General features: G+C 69.4%; 11 protein-coding genes. 5 read left to right on the forward strand and 6 right to left on the reverse strand.

The window, feature by feature from the left end:
• Positions 1 to 2 precede the first annotated feature (2 nt).
• On the reverse strand, positions 3 to 1,232 hold the full coding sequence (locus ACYVII_RS05950) for an NAD(P)/FAD-dependent oxidoreductase (protein WP_460532476.1): 1,230 nt from the start codon (positions 1,230 to 1,232) through the stop codon (positions 3 to 5).
• Between the two features lie 42 nt (positions 1,233 to 1,274).
• Positions 1,275 to 1,952: a GTP cyclohydrolase I gene (gene folE / locus ACYVII_RS05955; protein WP_460532479.1), complete on the reverse strand. Its 678-nt coding sequence runs from the start codon at positions 1,950 to 1,952 to the stop codon at positions 1,275 to 1,277.
• Positions 1,953 to 2,086: 134 nt separating this feature from the next.
• Between folE and ACYVII_RS05960 the strand changes: the two genes are divergently transcribed.
• Positions 2,087 to 2,746, forward strand: a complete 660-nt coding sequence (locus ACYVII_RS05960; protein WP_460532482.1) for a helix-turn-helix transcriptional regulator — start codon at positions 2,087 to 2,089, stop codon at positions 2,744 to 2,746.
• A gap of 55 nt (positions 2,747 to 2,801) precedes the next feature.
• On the opposite strand, the gene ACYVII_RS05965 is transcribed toward ACYVII_RS05960, so the two are convergent.
• On the reverse strand, positions 2,802 to 3,275 hold the full coding sequence (locus tag ACYVII_RS05965; protein ID WP_460532485.1) for an SRPBCC family protein: 474 nt from the start codon (positions 3,273 to 3,275) through the stop codon (positions 2,802 to 2,804).
• A 34-nt stretch (positions 3,276 to 3,309) separates the two neighbouring features.
• The gene (locus ACYVII_RS05970) at positions 3,310 to 3,702 is read right to left on the reverse strand and encodes an ArsR/SmtB family transcription factor (RefSeq protein ID WP_460532488.1); all 393 of its coding nucleotides are present in this window, start codon (positions 3,700 to 3,702) and stop codon (positions 3,310 to 3,312) included.
• Between the two features lie 156 nt (positions 3,703 to 3,858).
• Here ACYVII_RS05970 and ACYVII_RS05975 point away from each other — a divergent pair, with 156 nt between their 5' ends.
• Entirely contained in the window at positions 3,859 to 4,791 is a 933-nt protein-coding gene (locus ACYVII_RS05975; RefSeq protein ID WP_460532491.1) for an arginase family protein, read from the forward strand.
• 118 nt (positions 4,792 to 4,909) lie between these two features.
• Here ACYVII_RS05975 and ACYVII_RS05980 read toward each other — a convergent pair whose 3' ends face one another.
• Complete coding sequence (locus ACYVII_RS05980; protein WP_460532494.1) at positions 4,910 to 5,686, reverse strand: IclR family transcriptional regulator; 777 nt, start codon at positions 5,684 to 5,686, stop codon at positions 4,910 to 4,912.
• A 101-nt stretch (positions 5,687 to 5,787) separates the two neighbouring features.
• Between ACYVII_RS05980 and hutH the strand changes: the two genes are divergently transcribed.
• The 3 genes from hutH (at position 5,788) to hutI (ending at position 10,457) form a co-directional block, all read left to right on the forward strand.
• On the forward strand, positions 5,788 to 7,350 hold the full coding sequence (gene hutH / locus ACYVII_RS05985; protein ID WP_460532497.1) for a histidine ammonia-lyase: 1,563 nt from the start codon (positions 5,788 to 5,790) through the stop codon (positions 7,348 to 7,350).
• Positions 7,351 to 7,519: 169 nt separating this feature from the next.
• Positions 7,520 to 9,205, forward strand: a complete 1,686-nt coding sequence (hutU, locus tag ACYVII_RS05990; RefSeq protein ID WP_460532500.1) for a urocanate hydratase — start codon at positions 7,520 to 7,522, stop codon at positions 9,203 to 9,205.
• Positions 9,206 to 9,245: 40 nt separating this feature from the next.
• Complete coding sequence (gene hutI / locus ACYVII_RS05995; RefSeq protein WP_460532503.1) at positions 9,246 to 10,457, forward strand: amidohydrolase family protein; 1,212 nt, start codon at positions 9,246 to 9,248, stop codon at positions 10,455 to 10,457.
• Between the two features lie 2 nt (positions 10,458 to 10,459).
• Here hutI and ACYVII_RS06000 read toward each other — a convergent pair whose 3' ends face one another.
• On the reverse strand, positions 10,460 to 10,714 hold the full coding sequence (locus tag ACYVII_RS06000) for a hypothetical protein (protein WP_460532506.1): 255 nt from the start codon (positions 10,712 to 10,714) through the stop codon (positions 10,460 to 10,462).
• Between the last annotated feature and the right edge of the window lie 100 nt (positions 10,715 to 10,814).

Raw genomic sequence — 10,814 nt, forward strand, 5'->3', positions numbered from 1 at the left:
CCTCAGAGCTCGGCGAACGGCACCGCGGGGTCCACGAGCCTGGCTGGATCCACACGCCGCCCCTCGGCGATGAGCGGCTTGACCTGATCGACCACGTCCCACACGTTCACGTTCATCGCGGCGAGGATGCGGTCGTCAGGGCCGACCCAGAACGCCACGAACTCGCGCGCCTTCAGGTCACCGCGAACGAGTACCCGGTCGTATGCGCCCCTCGGCGCGTGCCCGATGTACTCCATGCCGAGGTCGTACTGGTCGCTGTAGAAGTAGGGCAGCTCGGTGAACGCGGTCTCGTCTCCGAGCAGCGATGCCGCCGCGGCGGCCGGCTGATTCAGCGCGTTGGCCCAGTGCTCCACGCGCACACGACGACCGAGCACCGGATGCTCGTGGTTGGCGATGTCGCCGACTGCGTAGATGTCGGCGTCGCTGGTGCGCAGCGTGGCGTCGACGAGCACACCGTTGTCGATGTCGAGGCCGGCCGACTCCGCCAGGGCCAGGTCGGGGGCGACTCCCACGCCGATCACGACAGCGTCTGCCGCGATCGTCTCGCCGCCCTCCAGTTCGACGCCCGTCGCGCTTGCACCGTCGGTCGTGATCGCGACGAGGCGCGCGCCGAGCCGAAGGTCGACGCCATTCGCCCTGTGCAGGTCTGCGAACACCGTCGCAGCCTCGGGACCGAGCACATTAAGCAGGGGAAGCTCCAGAGCCTCAATGATGGTGACGTCGGTGCCCGCAGACCGAGCGGCCGCGGCAACCTCCAGTCCGATCCAGCCGCCGCCGATGATGACCAGTCTGCGGCCTTCGCCGAACACGGCGCGGATCGCGTCGGAGTCATCGACCGTGCGCAGCATGTGCACGCCCTTCGCGTCCGCGCCGGGGATGGGAAGCCGGCGTGGAACGGACCCCGTGGCGAGCACCAGCTTGTCGTACCCGAGCGAGCGGCCGTCGTCGAGACGCACCTCGTGTGCTGACGCGTCGACATCCGTGACGCGGGTGCCGGTGAGCAGCGTCACGTCATTGCTCGCATACCAGTCCGCGGGATGCACCGTGGCGTCCTCGAGCGTTGACCTGCCCGCCAGGTAGTCCTTCGACATCGGTGGGCGCTCGTAGGGAAGGTGGTTCTCTCCGGCGACGAGCGTCAGCTCCCCGCGATAGCCGTGCTCGCGGAGCGCTTCGGCGGTCTTCGCTCCGGCGAGGCCGCCGCCTGCGATGATGACGTGCTCTGGTGTGCTCATGGTCCGTCTCCTTCGGCGGCTGGTGCGTTGGCTGGTGGTGTGTCAGGCGGCTATGCCGCAGAGCGAGAGGAACTCCTGCCTGGAGCGCGGGTCGTCGCGCAGTCGCCCGAGCAGCGCAGAGGTTACGGTGCTCGTTCCCGTGGCGAGTGCGCCGCGGAGCGTCATGCAGCTGTGCTCGGCCGAGACGACGACGCCGACCGCTTGCGGGTGCAGGTGCTCGTCGAGCCACTGCGCGACCTGCTTCGTCAGCCGCTCCTGCGTCTGGGGGCGGCACGCGAAGTACTCGACGACGCGCGCGAGCTTGGAGAGGCCGACTATGCGCTCGCCTGGCAGGTAGGCAACGCTGGCGCGGCCCGTGAAGGGCAGCAGGTGATGCTCGCACACGGAACGGACCGGAATGTCCCGTACGAGCACGAGCTCGTCGTAACCCTCCTCGTTCGGGAACGTCGTGAGATCGAACGGGCGAGGTGTGAACATCTCGGACCACGCTCTGGCCATGCGACCAGGTGTCGCACGGAGGTGCTCGGACTCGAGCGAGACGCCGAGTGCCAGCAGGAACTCCTTCGCCGCCAGTTCTGCGCGCTCGAGATCCGGCTCGTCCGCGGCGGTCACGACCCGCAACGGGGCCACCTTGGCCGGGCGCTCCGAATCGCGGAGCGCGCTGCCATCGCGGTCGTCGGTGAGCGGGTCGGGCATCCGTCGCATCGCCGCGCCGCTCATCGTCGTCCCGCCCCATCGCACATGGTCGTCCTCCTCGAACTGTCGGCGCTCCGGCTCTACTGCCAATATCCGCTGGTTTTAGATTCGTCCGACGAAGACCTTTTGTCAAGGATGATTGTCAATAGAATGGTGGCATGGAAACGCAGCAGCCACCGGAGTCGCTGACGAGGATCAGTGCGCTCGCCGATCCGGTGAGGCAGCGGCTCTACGAGTTCGTGGCGAGTCAGGATGCGCCCGTTGGCCGAGACGCTGCGGCCGAGTCGGCGGGCATCAGCCGAACGCTCGCCGCCTACCACCTTGATCGGCTCGCCGAAGTCGGGCTGCTCGAGGTGAGCTATGCCAGGCAGAACGACCGCACCGGGCCCGGCGCCGGCAGGCCGGCGAAACAGTACGCGCGGTCCGAGAGCGAGGTCTCCGTGACCGTGCCGCCGCGGGACTTCGGGCTTCTGGCCAGGCTGCTCGCGACCGCCGCCGAGACCGACGAGACGGGCGTCGTCGGTACCGCGCTGAACCGCGCAGCCGTCGATGAGGGCGTCGAGGCCGGGCGTCGTGGGGGAGAGCTGATCGGATGCCTGCGCGAGAGCGGCTACGAGCCCGCCGTCGATGACGATGGGGACATCGTGCTGCGCAACTGCCCGTTCCATCAGGTGGCTCAGCGTCAGACCGAGCTGGTCTGCGGCATGAACCACGCACTGGTCCGCGGCATTCTGAGCGGGGCGGGAGACGACCCCGACCGTGCCGAACTGGCGCCGTGCCCGGGACGATGCTGCGTAGTGATCCACCCCGACGAGTGAGACTGCAGAGTCGTGTGGCGACGGAGGGTGCATCCTCCGTCGTCACACGACCCGATCAGGCGGTGACGAGCGCCTCGAGCTTGTCGTAGCCGTCGCGCATCCCGTGCTCCATGCCGGATGACACCATGCCGTCGCGGGCTTCGAGGCTCGGGTAGACCGCGTGCCCTGTCAGGCGGGTGCGACCATCGGGCAGCGACTCGAATGCGAGCGATTCGATGCTCACGACGTCGGGGACTCCACCGAACTCGAACGTCTGGATGGCGAACTCGTTCTCGCGCACGGTGTGGAAGACACCACGGAACTCGTACTCGTTGCCCTGCGTGTCGCGGTGAACGTAGCGGTACCGCCCACCGGTGGTGAAGTCGTACTCCGCGATATCCATCTCGTAGCCCCGCGGGCCGTTCCACTGCTTGACCAGCTCGGGGTCGGCGTGCGCCTGGAACACCCGCTCGACCGGCGCATCGAACTCCCTCGTGAACTCGATGAACGGCACGCCCTCGGGCGCCTCGATGGTCAGTTCCTTGCTCATGATGGTTCTCCTTCTGTATCGAGCGCCGGTTCTCTCAGCGCTTGTTCTCTTCTGTGTGGTTGCCGGTTCGTCGAGAAGGGTTCTGCAGGCCGGCCAGCACGCTGTCGAGAGCTCGGAACGAACGCTCGTGCGCGAGCCGGTAGCCGTCGATCCACGCCGTGAGCTCTTCGAGCGCGCCGGGATTGAGGTGCACAGGACGCCGTTGCGCATCGCGTGTGCGGGTGACCAGTCCGGCTTCTTCGAGCACGTGGATGTGCCGCGAGACCGCCTGCACGGTGATGCCGAACGGCTCGGCGAGCTCGTTCACCGTCGCAGGGCCACGGCTCAGCCGCGCGATGATGGCGCGCCGCACGGCGTCGCCGAGCGCGTGGAACGCCCGGTCAAGGCGCTCCTCGTCCTGCGCGGCACCGGAAGTCGGCCGCTGCATTCTCAACAACATCCTTTATCAACGAACATGTTGAATACACTACCCCGGATGCGCCCAAAGTCAAGAGTTCCGGGAAAAAACGCCGTGTCCGGTCGGATGGACACGGCCTCTCCCGCGGCTCGACGTGCTCGGCCTTCTCAGGCATAGCGTGAGCCCATGACCGAGACCACGCTCTTCGAAGACCCCCACTGGCCGCGGGCAGGACGATGGCCGATGGCCGACTCGCTCGAGGCATCCGACCGCGTCGACGTGGGGATCATCGGCGTTCCCACCTGGCGCACCTCGCTCTCGGCGACGGGTGCGAACGCCACGCCAGCATCGATCCGGGCCGCGATCCAGCGCTACGGAACGTTCGCGGCGGGAGTCGACTGGCCCTCGGTGGCCGACTTCGGCGACGTGGCCGAGCCGGACGGCGACGGCGAGGCGGAAGCGATCGAGGCGGTGCGGCGGGCATCCGCTCGCAGCTCGCTCGTCATCGCGCTCGGCGGCGACAACGCGCTCACGTACAGCGTCGCGCTCGGGGCGTGGACGGCGCAGAGCGACGGCGACTCAGCCCCCGGGCAGAGCCGTGTGCAGGATGCCGGCCTCATCACCATCGACGCGCATCACGACCTGCGCGACGGCGTCTCCAACGGGTCACCCGTGCGGCGACTGCTGGAAGCCGGCCTCGACGGTAACCGCGCCGTGCAGCTCGGCATCGCCGACTTCGCCAACTCACAGTTCTACGACACGAGGGCGCGAGAGGCGGGCATCCGTGTCGTGCGACGTGACGAGTTCGAGCAGCGGCCGCTGGAGACGATCGTCGCAGAGGCGCTCGAGACCGCGGGGGCGGCAGGGGGTCCGATCCACGTGGACGTCGACGTGGATGCCTGCGACCGAGCAGTCGCGCCCGCCTGCCCCGCCTCCATCCCAGGCGGGCTCTCCGCGTACCAGTTGCGCCGCACGGTGCGCCTGCTCGCCCGCGACCCGCGCGTGACCTCGATCGACATCGCAGAGGTGGATGCGACGCGAGACGCCGAGGACGGCCGCACGGTGCGCCTCGCCGCCCTCGTCGTGCTGGAGGCCATCGCGGGCTTTGCGCAGCGCTGAGATGTGGAGCCGTCCTGCGCGCTCCCATCCGTTCACAACTCCTGCAGTTCGTCGTGAACGCGGCATACGACCACGACCATGACCGGGCAGTCGGCGATTCGTCGGCAGTTTGCAGGAGTTATGAACGTGCGCTCACGGCGGCTCCGCCCCCGATGCGGCGGCCGAGTTCCGCTGCGCCCCGCGCGATCCGTGCGGCGGTGGCCTCCATGTCGATGTCGCGTTCCGCGGAGAACGTCACGGCGACCGATGCCGCAGGCCACCCCACGTGGTCGGGCACGGCGACGGCCATCGACCGCAGCCCCTCCGTCACCGAGGAGTCCTCGAGCGCGTAGCCGCGCTCGCGGATCGCGCGCAGCTCGGCGCTCAGCTCCCGGTAGGTGGTGACGCCCGAGCCGGTGCGTGTGGTGAACGCTCCACGGTCCGGATAGAGCGCACGGACTTGCGCGGCGGGCAGCCCCGCGAGCATGGCGAGGCCCGACGCCGTGAGGTGCGCGGGAAGCCGCACGCCGACATCCGTCACGAGGTACGGGCCGTGCGGTGCCCGCTCCTCCACGAGGTAGACCACGTCGCGCCCGAGCAGCACGGTGAGGTGCCCGCTCAGTCCGAGATCGTCGACCAGCCTGGCCAGTACGGGGGCCCCGACGCGGGTGAGCGGCTGCTGCCGGTTGAAGCCGCTGGAGAGCTCGAACGCGGCCACTCCGAGGCCGTACTTCTTCAGCTCGGGGATCGGGATGACGAACCCGTGCTCGGTCAGCGTCGCGAGCAGCTGATAGACGGTCGAGCGGGGCAGCGCGAGGGTGCGCGCGAGTGTCGCAGCAGCGACGGGACCACGTTGTTCACTCATCAGCCGCAGGATGCGCAACGTGGCGTCGGCGGCGGGAGCTTTGCCCGGCATCCCGCCATAATACGCCGAAGTCGACGGTCAAGTCCGGTATACCGGACGTGGATCGTCCTTCGAACGCTCGCCGAAGAGTCCGCCTGTCGTGCAATGGATTCATGAGCACCGAAGCACCCGTTCTCACTCGCGAGGTGACCGTCGGAATCGGCCCCCTCTCCATCGCCGACGTCGTCGCGGTGGCGCGCCACGACGCCCGGGTCGTGCTCGATGCGGATGCCATCGCCGCCGTCGCCGAGACCCGTCGCGTGGTCGAGGCGCTCGCCGACGACCCCGAGCCGCACTACGGCATCTCGACCGGTTTCGGCGCGCTCGCCACCACGTACATCCAGCGCTCCGACCGCGAGCAGTTGCAGCTCAGCCTGATCCGCTCGCACGCGGCGGGGTCCGGCCCCGAGGTGGAGCGCGAGGTCGTCCGTGCGCTCATGCTGCTGCGTCTTTCGACGCTGATGACCGGACGCACCGGTGTTCGCGAGGCCACCGTGCGGGCATACGCCGGCATGCTCAACGCCGGCATCACGCCGATCGTGCGCGAGTACGGCTCGCTCGGCTGCTCGGGAGATCTGGCTCCGCTCGCGCACTGCGCGCTCGCGCTGATCGGCGAGGGCGAGGTGCGTGACGCCGCCGGCAACGTGGTCCCCTCGGCGGAAGCGCTGGCCGAGGCGGGCATCCGTCCGATCGTGCTGGCGGAGAAGGAGGGCCTCGCGCTCATCAACGGCACGGACGGGATGCTGGGGATGCTCGCGCTCGCGATCACCGATCTCGAGGCGCTGTACAAGGTCGCCGATCTCACCGCCGCGATGAGCGTGGAGGCGCTGCTCGGCACGGATGCCGTGTTCGCCGCCGACCTGCAGGCCCTGCGCCCGCAGGTGGGCCAGGCCGATTCGGCCGCGAACCTGCGCGCCATCCTCGCCGGGTCACCGATCGTGAAGAGCCATGCCGGCCCGGAGGACCCCACGGTTCAGGATGCCTATTCGCTGCGCTGCAGCCCGCAGGTGGCCGGTGCCGGCCGGGACACGATCGCGCACGCCCGCGCTGTCGCCGGCCGCGAGCTCGCATCCGCCGTCGACAACCCGGTCGTCACACTCGACGGCCGTGTCGTCTCGAACGGCAACTTCCACGGTGCCCCGGTGGGGTACGTGCTCGACTTCCTGGCGATCGCCGTCGCGGATGCCGCGAGCATCGCCGAGCGCCGCATCGACCGGCACCTGGATGTCTCGCGCAACAAGGGCCTCCCCGCGTTCCTCGCCGATCGCGCCGGCGTCGACTCCGGACTGATGATCGCGCAGTACACCGCCGCGGGGATCGTGAGCGAGCTCAAGCGACTGGCGGCGCCGGCATCCGTCGATTCGATCCCGTCCAGCGCCATGCAGGAGGATCACGTCTCGATGGGCTGGGCGGCCGCCCGCAAGCTGCGGCGCGCCATCGACGGCCTCACGCGGGTGCTCGCCATCGAGCTGCTGACGGCCGCCCGCTCGCTCGATCTGCGAGCGCCATTGCAGCCGGGCGCGGCGACCGCGGCAGCTCGAGACGTGTTGCGGACCCGTGTCGCAGGACCGGGCCCCGACCGGATGCTGTCGGCCGAGATCGAGGCGGCCGTCGCGCTCGTGGCCAGCGGTCGCATCCTCACCGCGGTCGAATCCGTGACGGGCCCTCTCCGATGACACCCACCTCATCCCCAGTGCCGTCTCGGCCACTCTCGCCGCCCCGACCACTCGATCATCGGCATCCGGAAAACAGGCATGGTCGCGCTCTCCGCTTGAGAACAGGCCACATGTGCCTGTTCCGCCGAGATCTGCCTGTTTTCAGCGGATGCAACCGAAGGAGAACACCATGAACGACCGTCTGCCCATCCACGCCCCGCGCGGCACGACGCTGCGCGCCAAGTCGTGGCAGACCGAGGCGCCCCTGCGCATGCTCATGAACAACCTCGACCCCGAGGTCGCCGAGCGTCCCGAGGACCTCGTCGTGTACGGCGGTACCGGCCGCGCTGCCCGCAGCTGGGAGGCGTTCGACGCGATCGTGCGCACGCTGGAGACGCTGGATGCCGACGAGACGTTGCTCGTGCAGTCCGGCAAGCCGGTCGGCGTGTTCCGTACGCACGAGTGGGCGCCCCGCGTGCTCATCGCCAACTCCAACCTCGTTCCGGACTGGGCGACGTGGCCCGAGTTCCGCAAGCTGGAGTCCGCCGGGCTGACCATGTACGGCCAGATGACCGCAGGCAGCTGGATCTACATCGGGAGCCAGGGCATCCTGCAGGGCACGTACGAGACGTTCGCGGCAGCCGCCGACAAGATCGCCGCCCGCAAGGGCGGGGGAAATGAGCAGAGTAACGGCACCCTGGCCGGCACGCTCACCCTGACCGGCGGATGCGGCGGCATGGGCGGCGCCCAACCCCTGGCGGTCACGATGAACGAGGGCGTCGTGCTCATCGTCGACGTGGACCGCGCGCGCCTGCAGCGCCGCGTCGACCACGGCTACCTCGACGAACTCACGGACGATCTCGACGACGCGATCGCTCGTGTCAGCGCCGCGAAGAACGAGCGCCGCCCGCTCTCGGTCGGACTCGTCGGGAACGCAGCCACGGTGTTCCCCGAGCTGCTGCGCCGCGGCGTGCCGATCGACATCGTTACCGACCAGACCAGCGCGCACGACCCGCTCAGCTACCTGCCGGAGGGCGTCTCCGTCGACCAGTGGCACGACGCCGCCGAAGCCGACCCCGAGGGGTTCACTGCGAAGGCGCGGGCATCCATGGCGAAGCAGGTCGAGGCGATGGTCGGATTCCTGGATGCCGGCGCGGAGGTCTTCGACTACGGCAACTCGATCCGCGCGGAGGCTCAGCTGGGCGGCTACGACCGGGCGTTCGCGTTCCCCGGGTTCGTGCCCGCGCACATCCGCCCGTTGTTCGAGGAGGGCAAGGGGCCGTTCCGCTGGGCGGCGCTTTCCGGCGACCCGGCCGACATCGCCGTCACCGACCGCGCGATCCTCGAGCTGTTCCCGAACGACGAGAAGCTGCGCAGGTGGATCACCAAGGCATCCGAGAAGGTGCACTTCGAGGGGCTGCCCGCACGCATCTGCTGGCTCGGCTACAAGGAGCGCCACCTGGCGGGCCTGAGGTTCAACGAGCTCGTGGCATCCGGTGAGATCTCGGCGCCGATCGTGATCGGCCGCGACCACCTCGACTCCGGTTCGGTGGCATCTCCGTACCGCGAGACGGAGGGCATGAAAGACGGCTCGGATGCCATCGCCGACTGGCCGCTGCTGAACGCGCTGCTGAACACCGCATCGGGCGCCACCTGGGTGTCGATCCACCACGGTGGCGGCGTGGGCATCGGTCGCTCGATCCACGCGGGGCAGGTGGTCGTCGCCGACGGCACCGACCTCGCCGCGCAGAAGATCGAGCGGGTGCTCACGAACGACCCGGGAACGGGCGTCATGCGCCATGTCGACGCGGGTTACGAACGCGCCGCCGAGGTTGCACGCGAACGCGGACTGCGCATCCCCATGCTTGAGGGGTGAGCACCACTTCCCGCCGGTTGAGCCTGTCGAAACCGCACCGATGAGCACGCTCTTCCTGCACGGCATCGGCCTGCTCGTGACGAACGACCCGCACGCCCGCGGAGCACGTGAGGGCGACGCGCTGGGTGCCGTGCCCGACGCCGCGCTGATCGCGCGCGACGGTGAAGTCGTGTGGGCCGGTCCGCAGGCCGACGCCGCCCCGCAGGTCGCGCGCCTGCTCCAGGGCGACGTGGAGCGGGTGGATGCCGGTGGTCGCGCGGTCATCCCCGGTTTTGTCGACAGCCACACCCACCTCGCTTTCGCGGGCGACCGGTCCGCGGAGTTCGTCGCCCGCATGGCGGGGGAGCGGTACGCGGCAGGCGGCATCCGCAGCACGATGGCGGCGACACGTGCCGCCTCCGACGAGCAGCTGCGCGCCACCCTGCTTCGGTTCGAGCGCGAGCTGGCGTCGCAGGGCACGACCACGTTCGAGGTGAAGACCGGTTACGGCCTCGATGTGGAGAACGAGGAGCGCCTGGCACGCCTGGCCGCCGAGGTGACGGAGGAGGTCACGTTCCTCGGGGCGCATGTCGTACCGCCGGAGTTCGCGGACGACCGCGGCGCCTACGTCGACCTCGTCGTCGGAGACATGCTGGATGCCTGCGCCCCGTACGCGCGCTGGATCGACGTCTTCTGCGAGGAGGGCGCGTTCACGGCGCACGAAGCGGCGCGCATCCTCGCCGCCGGCCGCGCCCGAGGCCTAGGAACGCGCATCCACGCCGGCCAGCTCGGCGTCGGCGACGGAGTTCGCGTCGCGGTGGAGGCGGATGCCGCGAGCGTCGATCACGCCACCTACCTCTCACCCGACGATGTGGCCGCGCTCGCCGGCTCCGACACGGTCTGCACGCTGCTGCCCGGTGTGGAGTTCAGCACGCGGCATCCCTACCCGGATGCCCGTACCCTGCTCGCGGCCGGCGTCACCCTCGCGCTGGCCAGCGACTGCAACCCCGGCTCCTGCTTCACCTCGTCGATGCCGTTCGTGATCGCGCTGGCCGTGCGTGAGCTGGGGATGACGCCCGACGAGGCGCTCTGGGCCGCGACGGCCGGCGGTGCGAAAGCACTGCGCCGTGACGACGTGGGCCGGCTCACGCCCGGAGCCAGTGCCGACCTCGTGCTGCTGGACGCGCCGAGCCACGTCTACTTCGCGTATCGCCCGGGCGTGCCGCTCGTGCGCCGGGTGTGGAAGCACGGCGTCGAGCTCCGGGTCGCGTAGCGTCAGTCGTCTTCTTCGTGGCGCAGCGCGACGCCCAGCGCGAACAGCGTCGCCACCCACTCGCCGATGAAGATGCCCCAGCGGTCGGACTGCGAGCGCTCGTCCTTCTTGACGCGCGAGACGATCCAGCTCAGGAACACGAGGCCGAGCGAGACGAACGCCGCGATGTAGGCGTGCTCGCTGCGGATGCCCCATCCGTTCAGCATCTTGATCGGATTGCTGCTGGCGAGTTCGACGATCTCGTTGCGCTTGCTCATGACTGCTCCTCATCGCACGTCGAAAGGTGTCGGGCACATCAGAACTCCGACGCACCCGCGACGCCGAGTGGCGCCGCTTCGAATGAGTGGAGCCTACGTC

This window comes from Humibacter ginsengiterrae (assembly GCF_054780115.1).